The organism is Pseudoalteromonas sp. PA2MD11, from assembly GCF_017808125.1.
Lineage (GTDB): Bacteria > Pseudomonadota > Gammaproteobacteria > Enterobacterales > Alteromonadaceae > Pseudoalteromonas > Pseudoalteromonas simplex.
Window position 1 is genome coordinate 451,057 of sequence record NZ_JADKNF010000001.1, and the last position, 21,477, is coordinate 472,533.

The window sequence follows — 21,477 nt, forward strand, 5'->3', positions numbered from 1 at the left end:
TCGTTTTAAATTCTGTTTTAAACTAACTGTTTAAATTGCGTTGATTGCCTCCATATAGATAACTAATAAATCAGCGCGAACCAATAAGGAAAGAGTATGAGCCTAATTAACGAAACCCACGATATTAATCTAAAAAGCTGGGTTGCATCTGCTAACGAAGCGAACTGTGACTTCCCAATTCAAAACCTTCCTTTTGCAGAAGTACGTCGTAAAAATTCAGATGAAGCGTTCCGTGGCGCTGTAGCTATTGGTGATCAAGTTATCGACTTAGCAAAAGTAAATGAACTTGGTTTATTCTCTGGTGATGCACAGATTGCCGTTAAAGCTGCAAGCCAAGCTACACTCAATGAATTTATGGGTCTTGGTCAGCAGTATTGGTCTGCACTGCGTCTAGCGTTATCAAAAGCACTTCGTGAAGGTGCCAGTGAGCAAGCGCAATTAAGCGAAGCGCTTATCGCTCAAGCAGACATCGAATTTGCACTACCGTGCCGTATTGGTGATTACACTGACTTTTATACCTCTATTTACCACGCAACAGCGGTAGGTAGTCTATTCCGCCCTGATAACCCACTTCTACCTAACTACAAATGGGTACCAATTGGTTATCACGGCCGTTCATCGTCAATTGATGTATCTGGTCAAACGTTCCACCGCCCTAACGGTCAAACTAAAGCGCCAGATGCAGAAGTACCATCATTCGGCCCGTGTAAACGCCTTGACTACGAACTTGAGTTAGGTATTTACCTTGGTAAAGGTAATGAATTAGGCGATGCGATTGCCATCGAAAATGCTGAAAACCACGTATTTGGATTCTGTGTATTTAATGACTGGTCTGCACGTGATTTACAAGCGTGGGAATACCAGCCGCTTGGTCCATTCCTTGCGAAAAACTTCGCTTCGACTGTATCACCTTGGATTGTTACGACAGAAGCACTGGCACCATTTAGAACAAACTGGACACGTGACGAAAACGATCCACAACCAATGGATTATTTAGAGTCAGCTCATAACCGTGAGTTTGGTGCATTTGATATCAAGATGGATGTACAAATCGAAACTGAAAAGATGCGTGCAGCCGGCGAAGCACCAACACAAGTTTCTAAATCAAGCTTCAAGCACTCTTACTGGACAGTTGCGCAAATGGTGACTCACCACACTGTAAATGGCTGTAACTTTCAACCAGGCGATATGTTAGGTTCGGGTACGCAATCAGGCCCTGAGCACGAAGAAGCAGGTTCATTATTAGAGCTTTCTCGCGGTGGTAAGGAAAAGATCACCCTTGCTAATGGTGAGCAGCGTGCTTTCTTAGAAGACGGCGACAACGTAATCATGCGTGGTTGGTGCGAAAAAGACGGTTTTGCACGAATTGGTTTTGGTTCAGTTGAAGGAACCGTGCTACCTGCTAAATAAAAGTAACTCACTATTTTTATTTCCAGAACAAGTATTAAGGGCATTTTTTGCCCTTTTTTTTGTGCTTTTTCAGCTGAGTTACAATTTTTTGCTGGCTTTTTTAACTGAGGTTGCTATCTTAACTCGGTTATTAGTTAAATTTTGTACGCCATGTTAGTTAAACTTAAGTCTTTTTATCGCACGTTTTTTCCAGCTCGACAGCTGTTGATCCGTCAAAATGGCGAAGTAAAACACTTGGTATTAGCGCCTTGGCTACAATTGACGACCCTAATGGTTATTTTAATAGCCATTGCTTGGCTTAGTATCTCAACACTTCAAATCATTTCACAAGCAGACAAGATAACCAGCATTGAGCAAAAACAGGTTACCAAGCAGCAAGAGTGGAAAAAGCAGCACTTTCAACAGCAAGCTGCCTATGAAAAACAATTAGAGCAATTAGCCATTCTTGAGCAAAAACAAGCGCTATTGCAAAGCATGATTGAATCACTACCAGAATCGATGAACAAACCCACATTGCCAAACGATGCTGAACCTCTACTTTTACCGATTAAAGAAAATGCTGAAGATTTTCATGCTCCTTTAGAAGATGAGCAGCAACCAAAACAAGTAAAACGCTTAGAAAGTATGACTGAGCGTTTAGCACGTCTTGATGCGGCTTATAATCGTAGTTTCGTAGTGCTAGATGAACAAATCAAATTACGCCATCAAGAAATTGTTGCCATGCTCGAAGGGGCAGGTCTTGATAGTAGTCTAGCCAATACCTCAATACTTGAAAGCTCAGACACAGCCCAGGGTGGCCCGTTAGACTTGTTTGACGAATCAAGAATTCCTGCTGAATTTTTAGCAATTGCCGACAACTTACTAGCGTTAAACAACCTAGAAAACTTGCTAAGTGAGTTACCACAAACACTCCCTGCTGCTGACTACTATATTTCTAGCAGTTTTGGCCTACGCAAAGACCCAATGAATGGCCGCCGTGCTTTTCATAAAGGTGTTGATTTAGCAGGTTGGCATAAAACCGAAATTTTTGCTCCAGCCGATGGCACCGTACTTCGTGCAGGTCGTAATGGCGGCTATGGCAACTTTATCGAACTACAACACAAAAATGGCTTCGTTACTCGCTTCGGCCACCTTAATAAAATTAAGGTTAAAAAAGGCCAAACAGTAACTAAAGATGATGTCATCGGTTTAATGGGTAGTACAGGCCGTAGTACCAGTACCCACCTACATTACGAAGTTTTAGTGAATGGCAAACATGTCAATCCAGTTAAAATAACAAAGGCGCTTTCTCGTGTTCGGTAAAAAAAAACAATCAACAGCTAGTTCGTCTGGCTCATCATTAAAAAGAACCAACCATACTCCTTCTATTATTTCTGAAGACGTACGCTTAACAGGTAGCCTTACCAGCCAAGGTGAGGTTCAACTTGATGGTCGTATCGAAGGCGACTTACATGTTAAACACTTAGTGATTGGTCACACAGGTATGATTGAAGGTGTTATCGAAGCAGACAGTGTGGTCGTAAAAGGTAAAATCATCGGTTCACTCATTGCCAACAAAGTGACAATTGAAAGTACTGCTGAAGTCCATGGTGATGTATTTCACGACACTTTAAGTATTGAAGCCGGAGCTATCATTGAAGGCAGCTTAAAACATCGTAATGAAGAAGATAATGTGGCGCCTATTAAGCCTGAAGAACAAACGAGTACTTCAATATTGGCTGATGATGACAACGACTTGTCGTTTGTAAACAAACAAGCCGCTGATAAGTCTTAACGTTTTTTGGCGGTTACATACATAGTAATATCCGCGGTGAAGACAAGTTCATCGCGGCTATTGTAAACCTTAACGGGCACTAGCAAATCCTGCTTTTCTAGCCACTCACTCGGCACGTCTATCTGTGCAACTGCACGCATGTCTGTATCAATTTTTGCTAGGTAGTTCACTGTCATGCCTTTTGGGATCCAGCGATGCGTTTTTGCCGGCACAGTTGCATCAACCATTAAGCCAGCACAAAGCTCTGCCACATTGCACTGTGCAATTGCATGGATGGTACCAATGTGATTATGGATTGCGCGGCGATTTTGAACAATTGCACTGCAATGCCCAGCAGTCAAATTTGTGATCAATGGCTTTATAGACCCAAAGTAAGGTGCTTTAAAGCACACGGCTTTACTAAACAACCAGTTACCTTTCGGCAATGACTGACACTTAGTCCAAATTTTTAATAATGATGATGGTGAGCTCACGACGTTTATCCATTATTTTTATGATGTAAGATAAAAAACTAACACATCAGACCAGATAGCGAAATGGAAATTTTTTGTAAGCAGTTTTAATGATTACACATTTAGCTAACTGAACGCTTTTCTTTTCCTTTAGGGGCACATAAAATACCGTTTTAAAGGAGAGCGAATGCAGTCACGCCAGCACAAAAACCTCAGCTTACTATTTATTCTTGGCCTTCTGGTTATCTTTAGCCCGTTAGCAATTGATATTTACTTACCCGCATTTCCGACCATTGCAGAACAATTCAGTGCTTCAGAAAAGCAAATTCAGCAAACCGTCGCTATTTTTATGCTTACTGTCGGACTTGGGCAGCTCATTGCAGGGCCATTAGCAGATAAATTTGGTCGTAAGCCTGTGGCAATCACCGGGGTGACAATTTATGGTTTAGCGGCGTTTGGCGCGTATCTGGCACCAGATTTTGCAAGTCTGATGATTGCAAGAGCACTGCAAGGTTTGGGGGCCTGTGCCACATTTGTAGTGGCCTTTGCCATTGTAAGAGATCGATTTGGTAGTGAACGTAGCGGCCAAATTATTACTTATCTTAATGGTATCGTTTGCTTTATCCCTGCCCTCGCGCCAATTTTAGGCGCTTGGCTCACAGTACAGTTTGGTTGGCGCATGAACTTTTTATTCATGGCTGTATTTGCACTCATTGGTTTATTCATAACCTTGTTAATGTATAAAGAAACCCGCCCTGCAGATAGTGTATATAGTGGTCATATTCTTGACCTGCGCCGTTTTATGCCAATTATCAGCACACCATTGTTTTTATTCCATAGCTTAATTTGCTTGGTAACTATGTCGGCTATTTTAGTCTTCGTTACGCTAGCACCTGGCTGGCTTATTACTGAATTAGGTGGCAGTGTTACCGACTTTACTTTCTGGTTTACCTGTAATGCGGTATTGAGCATTGTTGCAAGCTTTATAATGCCACTGTACATCAAACGTCAACCAAAGCGCGCGCTAAAAGCAGGACTCCTGCTGCTTGTAATCGCAGGAGCCTTAATGTTGGCCTTTAGCCAACAACGTACTGCGCTTGCGTTGATGTTTCCGATGTTTATTGCTGCGTTTGGTTTTGCACTGACACTTGGCTCATCAGCAGGCCGTGCATTAAGTTTGTTCCCTAAACAAGCAGGTACGGCTTCAGCACTTATAGGCTTAATGCAAATGAGTGGCGCAAGTTTATTAGTGTTTATAACGCAATTGTTAAATTTGACTACACCAGTATTAATTGGCGTACATTTTTTAATGCTCATCCCATTTACCTACTTATTGATCAAACATAAGCATTTGTCATAAAAAGTTTTATCATACTTTTAGTTATATCGGGTAAATGAGAATCGTTATATTCTATTTACCCATTTAGACATCCTGTTATTTCCTACCGTTATAAAAAGCATCTTTCTAGAATGATTTGTTCCAGTTTTGTGGATTATTTTGCTTGTACCTATTGCTTTATTAAACTATTGTTTACTTGCGTTAACATTTGGTTAACCATAAAACAGGTTTGGGACACGAATTATGAAAAAGAATAAATTAGCATTAGCACTGATCATCAGTGGACTATGTGCAGCAGGAACTGCAAACGCAGCAAATGACCGTTACATCATCCAAGTCGACAACAATAAAAAAGGCGTAGTTAAAGCCCTCGCTAAAAAGCTTGGGGGTGATATTAAAGTTGATGGTAATGGCTTCATTGCAGCGCAATTTACAGGTCATGACCTTGCAAGTATAAAAGGCTTACTAAACAACCCTCACATCAAACTAGTTGAAGAAGATCAAAAGCGTGTACCTATGGCGCTTTATAACGATGACGCTGGTAATGCAATGCAACAGCAATTAACGCCTTACGCAGTTTACCAATCACAAGCTGATCAAGTTACCTTCGATGCGAATGCTGGTATGAAAGTATGTGTGATTGACTCTGGTTTAGATGCTACAAACCCTGATTTTGTATGGGGTAACATCACAGGTGATAATGACAGTGGCACAGGTAACTGGTACGACAATGGTGGCCCACATGGTACTCACGTAGCTGGCACAATTGGTGCAGCAGACAACAATGTTGGTGTGGTTGGTATGGCACCCGGTGTGGCAATGCACATCATCAAAGTATTCAACGCTGAAGGCTGGGGTTACTCTTCAGACTTAGCACACGCAGCAGATTTATGTTCTCAAGCAGGTGCAAATATCATCAGCATGAGCCTTGGTGGCGGTGGTTCAAATAGCACCGAGTCTAACGCATTTGCTAATTTCACAAGTGCTGGCGGCTTAGTCGTTGCTGCAGCGGGTAACGATGGTAACAGCGTACGTTCATACCCTGCAGGCTACCCATCAGTAATGATGGTTGGTGCAAATGATGCGAACAACCAAATTGCAGATTTCTCGCAGTTCCCTAGCTGTACATCTGGTCGTGGTAAACGTGCTACTACAGATGAAACTATCTGTGTTGAAGTAACAGCAGGTGGTGTGGATACACTTTCTACTTACCCTGCTGGAATGGCAACGTCAGCTAGCTTAGCAGCTGATGGCGCAGGCTTTGCTACTTCATCAATGGAAAACGCGGGTAATGCATCAGGCACGGCGTATTACATGGGTACTGCTGAAAGTGTTGATTCTGGCGCAGCGGGGAAAATTTGTATGATTGACCGCGGCAATATCTCGTTCTATGACAAGGTAAATAACTGCGAGAACTCAGGCGGTATCGGGGCTGTTATCATCAATAACGAAGCAGGCATGTTATACGCTACACTAGGCGAAACTAACGATACAACAATTCCAGCTGTCGGTGCGGCACTTGAAGACCGTTCAGCTCTTCTTTCAAGCACAACTATTGATATCGCAATTGGTACTAGTGATTATGGTTTCATGAGCGGTACATCAATGGCAACGCCTGCTGTTTCAGGTATCGCAGCGCTAGTATGGTCAAATCACCCTGAGTGTACGGGTACAGAAATCCGTGATGCACTAAAAGCAACGGCAGAAGATCAAGGTGCTTCTGGTCACGATGTTTACTTCGGTCACGGTATTGTTAAAGCAGCTGACGCAAATGCATACCTAACAGCCAATGGCTGTGCAGGTGGTGGCGATAATGGCGGTGGCACAACACCAGGTGGTGATGATATTAGTCTTTCTACTTCAGGTTATAAGTCAAAAGGCACTAAATACATTGATTTAAGCTGGAGTGGTGCTGCTACAAGCACTGTAGATGTTTACCGTAATGGCAGCAAAGTAGGCTCAGTGGCAAACACTAACAGCTATACTGACACTATCACAACAAAAGGCGGTGGTACTTACACTTACCAAGTATGTGAGGCACAAAGCACAACTGTTTGTTCAAACAATAGCACTGTGACGTTCTAATACTTTCCCCAACCCAAATCAGCGGGCATTGATTGCCCGCTTTTTCTTTTTCTAGAAGCTTGTTAAAATCAACTACCTAGCTTTTTATCTTTGTGCCGATGATCAATCCAGAATTTCTACTGTCGTTTTTAGGCGCCAGCTTTTTAATTGCCGTAGCCCCCGGCCCTTCTAATGCATTTTTAATGGCACAAACCTTTGCCAATGGCCGTAAAGCCGGAATGCAAAGTGCCTTTGGTTTTGCCTTAGGTGGTGTAGTGCATACTTTTTTTGCGGTGGTGGGTTTAACGGCAATTTTAAAAGCGTCGACTGTTGCCTATACCACAGTCCAGTACTTAGGTGCGACGTACCTGTGCTATTTGGGCGTAATGACGTTAAAGGACACCTTCACACAGCCTGAGCCAGACTGCGACGAAAAACCCCATGTAAGTACCAGTAAAAAGCAAAATGTGATGTTTCAAGCAATGATGACCGAGGTACTTAATCCAAAAGTCGCTTTATTCTTTATTGCGTTTATTCCGCAGTTCGTCGATCCGAGCTTATCTTCAACGACCTTTCAGCTCGCTTTTTTTGGCTTACTCTACCCGCTTTTTGCTTTTCCTATCGACTGCACGTATATTTATTTCGGCGATAAGATAGCCAGTTATTTTCGTGAGCACCCACAAACCCAAATTTGGATTGATCGGATCACGGGGCTGGTGTTTATTGCACTAGCAATTAACCTATTGATATAAGAGCACTTATGGAACAAAAACAACAAGCCTTACCAGCCAAAAAGAATATTGCCCTCGTAGCCCATGATGGTAAAAAAGCTGCTCTTCAGGCGTGGTGTGAAAAGCATCAAGCCATTTTAAGCAAGCATACGCTGTACGGTACGGGTACAACCGGTCATTTAATCGAACGTACAACAGGGCTTGAAGTGATTAAGCTGCTAAGCGGCCCTATGGGTGGCGATCAACAACTCGGTGCTAAAATTGCTGAACATGAAGTGCACATGCTGGTGTTTTTCTGGGATCCACTTGCATCGCAGCCGCACGACCCAGATGTAAAAGCATTGTTGCGTTTAGCTGCGGTTTGGAATATTCCTGTTGCCTGTAATGAAGTCAGTGCCGATATGCTATTAAGCTCACCTATGATGGAAACTGAGCTGTGCCGCACGTTGCCAGATTACGAAAAATACCTCGCAACGCGCCAAGTGACTCTTTAGTTCTATAAGTCGATATATCAAAGTGGGGGCTATTAGCTATAAAGCTTGTGCGCCCACTTAGTTAAACCTGCAGTAACACTACCAAAGTGATCCCCGTTCAGCATAGTAATATCACCCAAATGGGCTTTTAACGCGGCTTTGATCAGTGGTGATTGCGCGCTACCGCCCGTTAAGTAAATGACATCAGGCGTTGTGCCTGCTTCTTGAATCGCTTGTTTAGCTAGGCTCACTATCTGGCTTATCGAATCATCAACAGCTAAAGCGAGATCTTTTAGCGTTAAGCACTGCGTTAAGTCTGAATCTAAGAAGCGCAAATCTGTAGTAAATTCATTCGCTGACGAGAGCGCAATTTTTGCCGCCTCGCCTTGCTGCACTAATTGATGACCTTGCTTATTTTGCTGCAATTGAATTAAGCGTTTAAAAAGCGCAGGTTCTTTAACTTCTCGAAGTTGAGTCAGTAACTCACGATGATGGGCATCGCTATAAAACTGACTTTGCAGATTTACATCATTGATTTTACAAGCTTGCCAAAACGGTTGATTCGGCAGTGGAAGACCCGATTTAAACTCAGTGCCTAAACCTAGCAATGGCATTAAACCATGAAAGCTCAGCGCAATATCTAAATCATTTCCACCCACACGCTTACCACTGTGAGCTAAAAAATCATTGTCACGGCATTGCTTGTCACGAAAGCTCGGCCCCATTTGTACAAATGAGCAATCGCTAGTACCCCCACCAATATCGACAACCAACACTTTTTGGTCTTGCTGTAATGAGGTTTCATAATCAATCCCCGCCGCTAACGGCTCATATAAAAATGAGACCTCTTTAAAGCCTGCGCGTTTTGCTGCTCGCTCTAATATGCCGAGCGCTTGTTGATTAGACTCTTCACCACCGACTGATTGAAAGTTTACCGGTCGTCCAATGACCGTTTCGGTTAATGACTCATGCAGTGATTGCTCGGCGCGTTGTTTTATTTTTAAGATCATCGCCGTGGCAATGTCTTCGAAGAAGTTTATTTGCCCTTGCTTTAAACCCACTGCGCCAAAAAATGATTTCGGTGATTTTACAAAGTAACCTTCTTCAGGAAATTGCACGTATTCACTGATCGCTTCTCGCCCAATAAATAAGGTGTCATCTCCAGCTTGAATATCTAAATCGGATTTAATGCGAGGAATGGTATTTAAAAGCGCTTGACGTTCAGTTTTAAAATCCTGCTCAAATGGGCTGCCAGCAAGGTGTTTTGCTACAAAATCAACCACTAAAGCACTGTGATGAGTATAGAGTGTTGATGGTAAATATTGTTTGCCCTGCTCAAGCGGCACTAAAGAGACTTGTTGCTCGTTATTCATTACACCGATTGCACAATTTGAGCTACCGTAATCAAAGCCTGCAAACATTCTAACACCTATACATCAATAAAAAGGCCGCGAAATTTACCATAGTCGCAGCCGTTTTTGAATGACGCTATGGCGTTTCATGCAAAAAGCTTGCAAAACGTGGTAGGCCATTTTTAGTAAAGCCATGATATTTGTAGGTAATAGTACTACCTATCGCTGGCGGTGATGTTCTTTGTTGATCGGTAAACCCCGAGCCAATTTTAAACTCGGTACCATCACTGCTGCGCACCTTGAGTGCACCAAGCATATTTTTATACTTACCCTTTCCTGCGATATAACCGATTACAACCGCTTCAGCGTCAAAATAAGGCTTTAACTTTAGCAGTGCATCACTTCGCCCTGCACTATGCTTTGCAGCTGCTAGATGCAGCATGACGCCCTCAGCTCCTTGTGCGATTAGTTCATCCATAAACAAACTAAGTTGCTTGTTATCATTAAAGTGCATTTGCGCAACGGCTTTAATATGCTCAATTTTCAGCTGGTTTACTAACCTTGAGTAGTTTTCATAGCGTTGACTAAATGGCGTTGTCGCATCCGGCATATCAAATATCATGTAATTGACGGTTTGCCATTCAGACTCTACAGGTGTGACTTTTCGAACGATCCCGCTCACATTGGCAAAGTCTTGGCGCTTAGTCCAAAGCTCGCCATCAAGCCAAACATCTGGCAGCGGCGCGGTAAACCACTTTGGCGCATAAATTGGGTTACCATTTCGGGTTACTAATTGACTCCCCGTCCAAATAGCTCGAATGCCATCATATTTTTCACTAACTAAATAGTCGCTTACATTCACCCTTTCGGCTTGATAGACGTTTGCTAAAAGGACTGAAGGGGATTGTTGCGCTAAAGCTGAGAGGCTTAATAATAAAATGATTGCGCACATCAGCGCGCGAGTGAATTTAACCATTATTGCTTCCTTGCAAATTTGTAAATGTTATAGTGGCTATTCCTGCTTAATCATAACAACTTAACAATAGCTGTTTTGTGATTGCCAGCTAATTATAGTTTAGTTTCTAGCCATTTGAAAAATTCGTTCAAATCAGCAAACACGCCTGCCGCTTTACTAAAATCATGCTCTAACGTGAAATGATTCGGCACCGCATATACAGCAACAGCAGCGTTGCTCGCTGCGGTGACACCGGTATAGGTATCTTCAACTGCTACGGCTTCATTAGCTGTGATATTTAGCGTATCAAGGGCTAGCTGGTAAGGATCACCAGCAGGTTTAGGATTGTTAACATCATCTTTGGTAACAATACAATCAAACCAATCAAAAATGCCATAGCCTTTTAAAATAGGATAGGCTTCATTTTTTGCACTGCCTGTTACTAAAGCCATTTTTAAACCACTGTCTTTGACTTGCTCTAGCACTGCTTTTGCGTGAGGCATATAGGCGGGTAAATGAGTACTAACAAAACGGCCAAATGCAGCGTACTTATCATCCGTTAACTGTTCTGGGCTGATATTGAGTTGATAGTCTCTAACAACTTCTTTTGCCGACTCTAACGTTGGTTTACCAGAAAAACGCTGGCAAAACGTGATTTCATCATACTGCACGCCAAAAGGAGTTAACAAATCATTCCAAATAGTAAAATGCACACTTTCAGAGTCAACCAAGGTGCCATCCATATCAAACAATACTGCTTTTAAAGTCATCCTCATTCCTTCAAAGTAAAAAGGTGCCATAGGCACCTTTAAATATGATTATTCAGTTAAGCCCGCAGGAGGTTCAGCAAACGCTTCCTCGCCGGTTTCTACATCAACCAGCTCGTAGCCACGTTGCTTTCTTACCACTTTTAAAATCGGCTTAGAAAACGCTGTTTTTAAACGTTCTGCATCTGCTTCAAGTTCTTCGACTGTATTACCAAATGGTGCGGCACCGGTTTCTGACCAGTTAGTCACTTTACCATTCAAGTTATATTCAACTTCATGAATTTGATATTGTGCCGCTTCATCTTTTGTTGCTTCACAAAAAATGACACGGTAGTTCCAAAATCCAGCCATAGCTATTCTCTTTCTCTTTAATTAATCCTGCCACTTTAGCAGTTACCAACGCGATTATAAACGAAAAAACCCGCTATACAGCGGGTTTTCATAAGACTTATTATTTCAGCTTAGAAGAAGCTTACTTTGAACTCAGCACCGATGTAACGCTCTTCGTTCACCATTGCTGTGTTGTTATTGAAGTCGATAGCACCGATTGATTGTTGCTCGTCAAACATGTTACGAACGAATGCTGATACTTCATATTCGTTATCGCCTTCAGCCCAAGCATAACCTGCACGTAAACCTACTTCAGTTAATGGCTTGCCTTCAAACTCAACTGACTCGTATAAGAAGTAGTTAATTTCGCTGCGGTAAGACACGTCAGCGTAAGTGAAGAACTCACCGTCAGCTACTTCGCGGCTATAACGTAATGTAAGGTTAGAGATCCACTCAGGTGCGTGCGGTAAGCTGTTACCGTCTAAAATTGCACGATCTTCAGGGCCAAATGCACCAGGCACTTGGAATGTTGGATCTGTCACTGTACATTGACCACATACTGCTACAGCTAGGTCATCATCTTTGAGCTCTGTGTTGTTGTAGCTTAAGTTAAATGTAGCATTTAGGTTGTCAGTCAACACCCACTCAGTGTCTAACTCAAAACCGTAACCAGTTGTCTTATCAGCATTAACTAAACGGTTGAAGTTTGCACCACCACCTACAGCTGTTAATTGTTGGTCATCCATTGTGTAGTAGAACACTGTTGCATTTACACGACCTTGGCCGTCAAGTACGTCTGATTTAATACCAGTCTCGAAAGACGTCACTGTTTCAGACTCAGCAACAGTTACTTCATCACCGAATAAGATACGACCTTGAATACTTGGTGCGCGGAAGCTGTTAGCAACACGTGCGTACCAGTTTACGTCGTCGTTGATCTTGTAGTTAGCAGATAAATCCCAGCTAACGTGGTCGTCACTTGGGTTTTCTGTTAGGTATAACGCACCGCCACCGATTGGGCTTAAAGTACGGTTTGCAGAGAACTCTTTTTCGTCATCTGAGTAACGAAGACCCGCAGTAACTTTTAAATCATCAGTAATTGTGTAATCTAATGAACCGAATACCGCCCATGCTTTGGTATCTTGCTGCTGAATAACATAACCGTTCAATTCACCAGGGGTAGAGCCATAAGTATCGAAGCTAAAGTTTTCGATAGTCAATGCTTCATCAAAGTAGAATACACCTACTTGGAAGTTTACATCGCCAGCATAGTTGCTTGATAAACGAAGTTCTTGCGTGTATTGATCTTGATCAGGGATACCGTCAGCACTTTCTGAGTAGAACGGGATAAAACCTGGGCCCATTGGAGCTGAAGGATCGTCTTTAACATAAAAGCCGTAACCGCCGTCGATGTCAGCACGAGAATAGATTTCAGCACTTTCCCATGCAGAGATTGAGGTAAGGGTTAAATCGTTAATATCCCACTCAAGCTTTAAACTTGCGCCTTGAGATTCAACTTGCTGAGTAGCACGAGAAGCCGCATCGTGGTAAACCACATCGTGCTCAAAATTATCTACTAAGTCGTTTGTACCCGCTTTAATCGCATTACCACGAAATGGAATTGGCTTACCGTCCATATCACGAACGTGGTAGTTGAAAAGACCTGTGAAATCGTCACCTTCGTATAAAAACTGAATACGTGCCGCTTTTTCAGTGTAACCACCTAAAACGTCATCTTGTTCAAAACCAGGTGCACGATTATCGATGTAATCGTCTTTTTCTTGCCAAAGTACAGAAACACGCGTTGATAAACGGTCTGTTAAGCCACCGCCAACAGCACCTTCAAAGTCAACTGCGCCACGGCTACCGTAAGATACTGAGCCATAGCCTTCAAATTCTTGTGATGGTTTAACTGTATCAAATTTAACAAGGCCTGCCGGTGTGTTACGACCAAATAAAGTACCTTGTGGGCCACGTAGAACTTCTACACGTGCTACGTCAAATACAGGGAAACCTTTTAAGATTGCATTCTCTTGAACAACTTCGTCTACAACTAACGAAACTGGTTGAGAAGCATTTAGGTCAAAGTCAGTGTTACCTAGACCACGAACATAAAAGCGTGGGAAAGAACGACCAAACGAAGATTCGATTGATAAGCTTGGGATCTTCGCGTTCATAAAACGAATATCCATACCAGCTGAGCTGTAAGCGTCTAAGTTGTCACCTTGTAAAGCAGATACAGCAACAGGTACTTCCTGAGCATTTTCTACACGTTTACGTGCGGTGATTTGAATAACTTCTAGTTGGTTGTTTTTTGCTGCTGGCGCTTCGTCTGCAGCAAGAGTTGAAAATGAAGTACCTGCTACGGCAGAGAACAACGTTGCATTGATAAGTGTTGCTAACGTAGATCTTTTCATTGCTTTCATGTCGGGTTTTAACCTTTTTTATGCACTCTTATTCAACGGTGATGATGTTGCGTCAATTCATTTGACGGGCTCGGCCAATTTTTCGCGCCTTGTAATAAGCTGCGCGGACCTCTAAATCGAGAGTGCAAAACGAAGTGAAGAGGCTGAACGAACGCTGACGATTATAACACTTTATGACACTTTTACTGCATTAAAATTTAGAAATATACAAATTTTTTACAACAATTAGCGGCAACATCGGCACATTTAGAAGATTTTATGCAACTATTTTTCAACAAAGCGGACATATGTCCTGTGCATCTAATTACAACAATGTGTAGACAATGTGTACAAATGAGAGCCACTTTCATTTGCTCCTTTTTCAGTAACTAATCGGTAACTCGTGCGAATTCTGGGTTAGCTAATTCGCATTCATGCTCATTTAATAAGCCTAACACTGCTAAATTTAATTCTTCGATTACTTCCATATAAAATGCAAAGTCGACGGTCTCTACGTAGCTTAGTACATCCACTTGTAAAGCCCAAGGCGTAAAGCCTTTAAAGCGAACCCGACACGGTTCAAAGGCGATATGCTTATGTTGTTCTAATAACTCTCTTAGGGCCTGCATAAACGACATAAGATTTTGTTGCTTGGTGTTGGCGCTGAGCATCAGTTTAGGTCGATAAGAAATTCGCTCTCGTTCAGAGACGTTCTCAAGCTGCATATCAACAAACTTAGCATTTGCTACATAAATGACAGAGCGGTCAAGGGTTCGGATACGCGTGGCTCTTAAGCCTATTTCTTCCACAGTCCCCAACTGACTGCCAAATTTACATAGATTACCTATTTTTACCGGCGCAGAAATATAAAGGGTGATTGCAGCAATGATATTCTCAACAGTTTTTTGCGCTGCAAGGGCAATAGCAAGCCCACCAATGCCTAAGCCAGCTAACAAGGTAGTAGCATTAAAGCCTAAATTTTCAAACCACATAAATAGCAATGAAATGACAATCAGAGTTTTTGCTACATTGCTTATAGGTCGTAATAAGAAAATCGCTTGTGGCTTATCTTGTTTAATAAAACGCTGGCTTAATCTGTGTTTGGCAAGATCCACAGCACGTAAACAAATCCAACCCCACGCAATTAATAACACAGTTGCGCCATGGAATAGCGCCATTACAGCAATAGTGACATTTGATTGGTCGTTCAATGAACGCGCCATAAACACAGCAAGTAACAGGCTAATTGGCCCATTAATAAAACCAATAACGTCATTTTCTACAGGTACTTTCAAATGTGCTAGGATAAATGTGATTAAGCGAGTAATGATAATCGCGACTAGCAAAAACAACACAAATGAGAAGGCAAAATAAATCCATTGCCAAAGCATCACCCCCAAAAACTCGATGTCTGGCAAGTTATCATATAGCCATTCACCTACTTTGTTATAACCATACTCTTTGGTGAGTAACGGTATTTGACTTACCGTTGCATTTGATATTTTCCAGATCCGATTATCTGTTTTATCATCAGGTACTAGTTGTAATAAAATTTGTACCTTACCTTGTGATGTACTGATTTCCCCCACCAAATCACGATAGCTAGGCACACTTTCTTTTTGTTTACCTTCAGGCTTATTACTCAAGTTATCAACATCAACCCATAAGGTACGATCCAGTACCACTGATAAATTTTCAGCAAGTTGAATTTTTCCTAATGCTTCAACGTCTTTAGGTAGATTACGATAATCAAGATAATGGCTGGCCAGTTCAAAATCGCGAGCGCGAGCCGCTTTTAAGTAACCCTGCATTGAACTACGTGGCGTTATCCGGTCAAAGGCATCATAGGGCAAGTCATCTTCGAGAGGTTCCTGCGCTTTTTCAACTGTTGCAGGTGTATTGGTTTCAGATTCTTGTTTGACGGGCTTTTGTTCGACTTGTTCTTCCTTGCTGTCTTTATCAATTAAGGATTTAACGGTCACTTCTGGTGTGGTTGTTGCCCATAATGGCGCGTTAAACAACAGTAAAAAACACACTAATAATTTACTAAATTGTAATGAAAACTGGGTATTACAACGGCTCACGCTTTATTCCTTGTTAGATAAACATTAAATCGCTGAAATATTCAGCTAATTAAATTAGAGCATGGTTTGTGTAACTGTACAAAAAATAATTAAAAATCTTTGCAAGTAAGCGCTGAGATGTTAGTTATATAGAGACTAAAGCAAAGGAAAACGATAATGCAGATTTCAAGTTCACTCATTCCTCATTGGTGGTCATTAATGATCCATGGCGCCATTGCCATCGTTTTTGGCTTATGTGGTTGGTTTGCCCCAGAAGCTTCACTAGCGATTCTGATGTTTATTTTCGCCGCTTACTTTTTTGTCGATGGTGCCATTAGGACTTGGTTAGCTATTGCTTCAAAAAATGAAAACCCACTTTGGTGGATGCTATTAGTGGGTGGTTTAATTTCAATTGCTGCTGCACTTGTAACCCTGTTTGCTCCCAACGTAACGGCTATTTTAATGCTCTACTTTATTGCCGCATGGGCCATTGCTATCGGTGTAATTGAAATATTGATTGCGAGTAAACTACGTAAAGAGATCAGTAATGAGTGGCTGCTAATTGGTAGCGGTATTATTTCAATAATCTTTGGTGGCTACCTGATATTTAACCCAGGCGCAGGCATAATCACCCTCCTGTGGCTAGTAGCAAGCTATGCAATCGTGTTTGGCATAATGATGGTGTTACTTGCTTTGAAGCTGAAAAAACTCAATGAACAAGCATAAAAAAGCGGCTTAGCCGCTTTTTTTATTTTTGGCTGTTACGCCTTGTTAAAGCAATTTCACCATCAATATGAATATCGCGCTGCGGGAATGCGATAGTAATGTTGTTTTCAGCAAATACTTTATAGATGCTAAAACGCAGCTCACTGCGCACTTGGCGAAGCGGTGCTTCTGATTCAGCACATACCCAGAAAATAGCGCTAAAAGTTAAAGAGCTATCAGCAAAGTCATCAAATAATACTGACGATGCAGGTGTTTTTAAAATGGCTGGATGCTCATTAAGAATTTGCTTCATCAGCTTTTCAACCAATACCACATCTGAACCATAAGCAACGCCAACATTTACAAACGAACGAGCATTACGGTCAATTAAGGTCCAGTTAGTTACCGTGTTTTCTAATAAATGGCTATTAGGTACCAGCATATGCACACCATCGTTACGACGGATACGGGTTGAACGGGTATTAATAGTCTCGACAACCCCTTTTGCAGTACCTACTTCTAAAAAGTCACCAATACGAATTGGCCGCTCCCACATTAATATCCAACCACTAATAAAGTTATTAATAATGTTTTGCGCACCAAAACCAACACCGATAGCAATGGCACCAGAAACAAATGCAAACGCCGTCAAAGGAATATTGAGTACCTCGAGCGAGGTAAACACGAGCACAGCAATAGTAACAACAAGATAAATACGCGTGAACAGGTGAACTGTGTCAGGACCTAGGTTTTTTGCCTGCAATGCTTTTTTAATTAATCGACCAATCCAGGTGACCACAAACCACATTAAAAACAGCACCAAAGGCACTTGAATTACTTTTAGCACAGTAATTTGCACATCGTTGTAGGTGAACAAGGCAAACGATAGTGCAGATTGCAAATCAGCAAGGGTCATAAATTAACATTCCTAGTAAAAAATGAGTTTGATTCAGTTGTGACTAAGTTTAGCACGGCATAATAGGTGAAAACTTGGTAAATACTAAGTTCTTTATGCGCAATATGCGCTAATTATTAACTATTTTAGACTACAGCTGCTATATACATAGAGAGCTTGAGGTTTCACAGGCTTTGAATAGCACGAGGAGAACACAATGTCACAAATGACACTCACACAAAAACTTGCCACTTTACAACCCTTGGTCGATCTAAACTTATTTGAATCAAGTTTAGAGTATCGTAACCGCATCTTAAACTTACTTGCTGAGCAAGAACACTCACTGACTTTAATTAACAAAGAGTTTGGCAACGCTATGCCAGAAAGCTTTGGCTCAGAGAAAAAGTTTGTGTTGGGTTACAACTAACCTATGGTGATTTATTACCAACAAGATTTAAACTGGCAGCTAGTGCCACTTTTTACTTAAGTGAGCCATTAATACACAATTGATGGCTTTTTACGCACATTTATCCCCTCCATCACATTATTTGCGTTCAAATTCCCCATTCAGACGACAAACTTGATTGTTTCTAGCCAAAAATTTGATAAGTTAGAAAAGATTTATCCACATTTTTGGAGCTCTCATGCGTAAGACCTTAGTAGCAACTACGATTGCTAGTGTGCTTTTATTATCTGCTTGTAGTTCACAACAAGCCGACACTCAAACTCAAGTTGAAACTGCCGCTGAAACACAAACAGCTAATGTTGAAAACGTTCTTTTCAAGCCAAGCCCTTTACAATACATGGCCCCTGAGTTTGATAGAATTTCTACCAAAGATTACGAGCCAGCGTTTGAAGCAGGCATCGCACAGCAAAAAGCTGAAATTGCAAAGATTGCAAACAACCCAGAACCAGCAACATTTGAAAATACCCTTGTTGCTATGGAGTACTCTGGTGAACTATTAGACCGTACGTCTGCGGCATTTTTTAATCTATCGGGTTTAATCTCTGACAGTGAGTACCAACGTATCGCCGCGAAAATGGCGCCGATTATGTCAGCTCACACTGATGACATTTACTTAAACAAAGCTTTATTTGCTCGCGTACAAAGCATTTACGACAACAAAGCGTCTTTAAATGCTGAAGATCAACGCCTTGTTGATTACTACTACAAAAAGTTCGTTAACGCAGGTGCAAAACTAACTGAGGCTGAAAAAGCAAAAATGCGTGAAATCAACGCAGAGCTTGCCAAGCTTTCAACTGAGTTTTCACAAAATATCTTAAAATCATTTAAAGAAGATGTGATTTTAGTTAAAGATAAAAGCGAGCTAGCTGGTTTATCTGAGGGTGAAATTGCAAGCCTTGCAGCTGCTGCCAAAAAAGCAGGTAAAGAAGGTTACATGATCACACTGGTGAACACGACTCGCCAACCTATCTTACAAAGCCTTGAAAACCGCAAGCTTCGTGAAAAGATTTGGACAACGTCTTCAACACGTGCACAAGCAACAAACAGCCCTATTATCATCAAAGAGACCAAGCTACGTGCAGAAAAAGCGGCATTACTTGGTTATAAAGACTGGGCTTCGTATGTAATGACTAACCGTATGGCGCAAACAACTGAAAATGTTTACGGCATTCTTGATGACTTAGCACCGAAAGCGGTTGCTAAAGCAGAAGCAGAAGCAGAGCAAATCCAGCAAGTAATCAAAAAGTCAGGTGAAACATTTGCGCTTCAACCTTGGGACTGGGCGTTTTACGCTGAAAAAGTTCGCCAAGAGAAGTACGACTTAGACCCAGCTTTAGTTAAGCCTTACTTTGAAATGCAGTCAGTGATCCACGACGGCCTATTTTTTGCGATGAACAAACTTTACGGTATTACCTTTAAAGAGCGTAAAGATCTACCGGTTTATCACGAAGACGTCATGGTGTTTGAAGTATTTAACGAAGACGGCAGCGCTATTGGCCTATTCTACATGGACCCTTACGCACGTGAAGGTAAACGTGGTGGTGCTTGGATGAGTGCTTATGTTAGCCAAAGCGGTCTTAAAGACACTATGCCTGTGATCTACAACGCACAGAACATTCCTAAGCCAGCTGAAGGCCAACCGACACTCATGACTTTCTCTGAAGTAACGACTATGTTCCATGAGTTTGGTCACGCTGCACACGGTTTATTCTCTGATGTTAAATACCCAAGCTTAGCGGGTACAGCCACTGCTCGTGACTTTGTTGAGTTCCCTTCACAAGCACACGAAGACTGGAATATTGAACCAACAGTACTGGCAAACTATGCCAAGCACTACAAAACAGGTGAGCCAATTCCAAAAGCGCTTTTAAATAAAGTACTTGAGTCACAAAAATTCAACCAAGGCTTTGATACAACCGAGTATTTAGCTGCGGCACTGCTTGATATGGAATGGCACTCATTTGGTGTTGATGCTGACATTACAGACGTGCAAAAGTTTGAACATGATGCATTAGACAAGCATGGTATTGCTTACTACCCAGTACCACCACGCTATAAGTCTTGCTACTTCAGCCACACCTTTGCTGGTGGTTACTCAGCAGGTTATTACGCTTACCTTTGGACTGAAGTATTCGCAGCAGATGCGTTTGCACACATGACCGAAGAAGGTGGCTTAACACGTGAAAACGGTGATAATTTCCGTAAAGAGATTTTATCAAAAGGTAACAGCCGCGACTTAATGCAAAGCTACATTGAGTTCCGTGGTCAAAAACCAACAACAGACGCACTATTAAAGCGTCGTGGTTTAGTTGAATAATCTAAAATTATTCGCAAAATGATGAAAGCCCGCAATTAATGCGGGCTTTTTGTTATAGTGCAATTTTTAAAATGACAAATTAATCAAACATGACCTACTTATTTGCTGTAACCCTGCTTTGGGCTTTTTCGTTTAGTCTTATTGGTGTCTATTTAGCAGGCCAAGTGGATGCATGGTTTAGTGTATTAATGCGTATTGGCTTGGCAACTTGCGTATTTTTGCCCTTTTTACACTGGCGTAAAACTCCTAAAGCCTTAGCCCTAAAGCTCATGGCAATTGGCGCAGTACAACTTGGTGTAATGTACAGCTTCTATTACCATTCGTTTTTGTACCTTAGCGTGCCCGAGGTACTGCTATTCACGGTAATGACGCCACTTTACATCACTTTGTTAAACGATTTGCTTGAAAAACGTTTTAATGCCAAGTTTTTATTCGCCGCATTACTGGCTATTTTAGGCGCCGTTGCTATTCGCTATGAAGGCGTCGATGAAAACTATCTCATTGGTATGTTAATGGTGCAGGCTGCCAATATTTGCTTTGCCACTGGGCAAGTAACCTACAAACGTTTAATGCAAGATAAGCAGCTCCCCCACTCTCGGGTGTTTGCTTGGTTCTTTATTGGCGCTTTAATTGTCGCGCTGATTTGTTACGGTTTATTTGGTGATACCAGTAAGCTACCCACCACTACTACACAGTGGGGCGTGTTAATTTACTTAGGCACGATTGCTTCAGGGCTTGGGTATTTCGCTTGGAATAAAGGCGCGACCATCGTCAATGTAGGTGCCTTGGCTGTCATGAATAATCTACTGATCCCAGCAGGGATCATCGTTAACATTGTGATATGGAATCGTGATGCCGATATCATCAAGCTTACCATCGGCGCAGCGATTATCTTATTAGCACTTATTATAAATCAAAAACTTAATAAAACTGCCATGGAGCAATGATAGGCTAAACTCTATTAGATTAGAGGAATGCT

The 21,477-nt window shown here is 41.8% G+C and carries 19 protein-coding genes; 11 read left to right on the plus strand and 8 right to left on the minus strand.

Annotation, left to right across the window (positions count from 1 at the left end; all coding sequences use genetic code 11):
- Positions 1-96 precede the first annotated feature (96 nt).
- The 3 genes from fahA (at position 97) to ISP07_RS01945 (ending at position 3,184) form a co-directional block, all read left to right on the plus strand.
- Positions 97-1,410 carry a fumarylacetoacetase gene (gene fahA / locus ISP07_RS01935; RefSeq protein ID WP_054551781.1) on the plus strand — a complete coding sequence of 438 codons (1,314 nt, stop codon included), beginning with the start codon at positions 97-99 and terminating at the stop codon, positions 1,408-1,410.
- A 150-nt stretch (positions 1,411-1,560) separates the two neighbouring features.
- The gene (locus ISP07_RS01940) at positions 1,561-2,712 is read left to right on the plus strand and encodes a M23 family metallopeptidase (RefSeq protein WP_209326603.1); all 1,152 of its coding nucleotides are present in this window, start codon (positions 1,561-1,563) and stop codon (positions 2,710-2,712) included.
- Positions 2,702-3,184 carry a bactofilin family protein gene (locus ISP07_RS01945; protein WP_209326604.1) on the plus strand — a complete coding sequence of 161 codons (483 nt, stop codon included), beginning with the start codon at positions 2,702-2,704 and terminating at the stop codon, positions 3,182-3,184. Before ISP07_RS01940 ends, ISP07_RS01945 begins: the two co-directional genes overlap by 11 nt.
- Here ISP07_RS01945 and ISP07_RS01950 read toward each other — a convergent pair.
- A complete protein-coding gene (locus ISP07_RS01950) occupies positions 3,181-3,657 on the minus strand; it encodes a hotdog fold domain-containing protein (RefSeq protein WP_209326605.1) in 477 nt (158 codons plus the stop codon). The genes ISP07_RS01945 and ISP07_RS01950 overlap by 4 nt on opposite strands.
- Before the next feature lie 166 nt (positions 3,658-3,823).
- On the opposite strand from ISP07_RS01950, the gene ISP07_RS01955 reads away from it, so the two are divergent.
- From ISP07_RS01955 to ISP07_RS01970, 4 genes are all read left to right on the plus strand, one after another.
- Positions 3,824-4,996 carry a multidrug effflux MFS transporter gene (locus ISP07_RS01955; RefSeq protein WP_209326606.1) on the plus strand — a complete coding sequence of 391 codons (1,173 nt, stop codon included), beginning with the start codon at positions 3,824-3,826 and terminating at the stop codon, positions 4,994-4,996.
- A 222-nt stretch (positions 4,997-5,218) separates the two neighbouring features.
- Positions 5,219-7,060 carry a S8 family serine peptidase gene (locus ISP07_RS01960; protein WP_209326607.1) on the plus strand — a complete coding sequence of 614 codons (1,842 nt, stop codon included), beginning with the start codon at positions 5,219-5,221 and terminating at the stop codon, positions 7,058-7,060.
- Between the two features lie 98 nt (positions 7,061-7,158).
- On the plus strand, positions 7,159-7,791 hold the full coding sequence (locus tag ISP07_RS01965; RefSeq protein WP_209326608.1) for a LysE family translocator: 633 nt from the start codon (positions 7,159-7,161) through the stop codon (positions 7,789-7,791).
- A gap of 8 nt (positions 7,792-7,799) precedes the next feature.
- On the plus strand, positions 7,800-8,264 hold the full coding sequence (locus ISP07_RS01970) for a methylglyoxal synthase (RefSeq protein WP_063700272.1): 465 nt from the start codon (positions 7,800-7,802) through the stop codon (positions 8,262-8,264).
- A gap of 32 nt (positions 8,265-8,296) precedes the next feature.
- Here ISP07_RS01970 and yegD read toward each other — a convergent pair whose 3' ends face one another.
- The 6 genes from yegD to ISP07_RS02000 all read right to left on the minus strand — a co-directional run bounded on the left by yegD (position 8,297) and on the right by ISP07_RS02000 (position 16,136).
- Positions 8,297-9,664 (minus strand): molecular chaperone, encoded by a 1,368-nt coding sequence (gene yegD / locus ISP07_RS01975; RefSeq protein ID WP_209326609.1) that lies wholly within the window; start codon positions 9,662-9,664, stop codon positions 8,297-8,299.
- Positions 9,665-9,731: 67 nt separating this feature from the next.
- Positions 9,732-10,571, minus strand: a complete 840-nt coding sequence (locus ISP07_RS01980; RefSeq protein WP_228290476.1) for a DNA ligase — start codon at positions 10,569-10,571, stop codon at positions 9,732-9,734.
- A gap of 92 nt (positions 10,572-10,663) precedes the next feature.
- Positions 10,664-11,320 carry an HAD family hydrolase gene (locus ISP07_RS01985; protein WP_209326610.1) on the minus strand — a complete coding sequence of 219 codons (657 nt, stop codon included), beginning with the start codon at positions 11,318-11,320 and terminating at the stop codon, positions 10,664-10,666.
- 48 nt (positions 11,321-11,368) lie between these two features.
- Positions 11,369-11,668: a hypothetical protein gene (locus ISP07_RS01990; protein WP_119853425.1), complete on the minus strand. Its 300-nt coding sequence runs from the start codon at positions 11,666-11,668 to the stop codon at positions 11,369-11,371.
- 110 nt (positions 11,669-11,778) lie between these two features.
- The gene (locus tag ISP07_RS01995) at positions 11,779-14,073 is read right to left on the minus strand and encodes a TonB-dependent receptor (RefSeq protein WP_209326611.1); all 2,295 of its coding nucleotides are present in this window, start codon (positions 14,071-14,073) and stop codon (positions 11,779-11,781) included.
- Positions 14,074-14,441: 368 nt separating this feature from the next.
- Complete coding sequence (locus ISP07_RS02000; RefSeq protein WP_324616084.1) at positions 14,442-16,136, minus strand: mechanosensitive ion channel family protein; 1,695 nt, start codon at positions 16,134-16,136, stop codon at positions 14,442-14,444.
- A 156-nt stretch (positions 16,137-16,292) separates the two neighbouring features.
- Between ISP07_RS02000 and ISP07_RS02005 the strand changes: the two genes are divergently transcribed.
- On the plus strand, positions 16,293-16,841 hold the full coding sequence (locus tag ISP07_RS02005) for an HdeD family acid-resistance protein (RefSeq protein WP_209326612.1): 549 nt from the start codon (positions 16,293-16,295) through the stop codon (positions 16,839-16,841).
- A 22-nt stretch (positions 16,842-16,863) separates the two neighbouring features.
- Here ISP07_RS02005 and ISP07_RS02010 read toward each other — a convergent pair whose 3' ends face one another.
- Positions 16,864-17,736, minus strand: coding sequence for a mechanosensitive ion channel family protein (locus tag ISP07_RS02010; RefSeq protein ID WP_209326613.1), 873 nt, complete (start codon positions 17,734-17,736; stop codon positions 16,864-16,866).
- Between the two features lie 196 nt (positions 17,737-17,932).
- Here ISP07_RS02010 and ISP07_RS02015 point away from each other — a divergent pair, with 196 nt between their 5' ends.
- The 3 genes from ISP07_RS02015 to ISP07_RS02025 all read left to right on the plus strand — a co-directional run bounded on the left by ISP07_RS02015 (position 17,933) and on the right by ISP07_RS02025 (position 21,445).
- Positions 17,933-18,142, plus strand: a complete 210-nt coding sequence (locus ISP07_RS02015) for a hypothetical protein (RefSeq protein WP_138616917.1) — start codon at positions 17,933-17,935, stop codon at positions 18,140-18,142.
- A gap of 217 nt (positions 18,143-18,359) precedes the next feature.
- A complete protein-coding gene (locus ISP07_RS02020) occupies positions 18,360-20,498 on the plus strand; it encodes a M3 family metallopeptidase (RefSeq protein ID WP_209326614.1) in 2,139 nt (712 codons plus the stop codon).
- A gap of 89 nt (positions 20,499-20,587) precedes the next feature.
- Positions 20,588-21,445 carry a carboxylate/amino acid/amine transporter gene (locus ISP07_RS02025; RefSeq protein WP_209326615.1) on the plus strand — a complete coding sequence of 286 codons (858 nt, stop codon included), beginning with the start codon at positions 20,588-20,590 and terminating at the stop codon, positions 21,443-21,445.
- Positions 21,446-21,477: the final 32 nt, after the last annotated feature.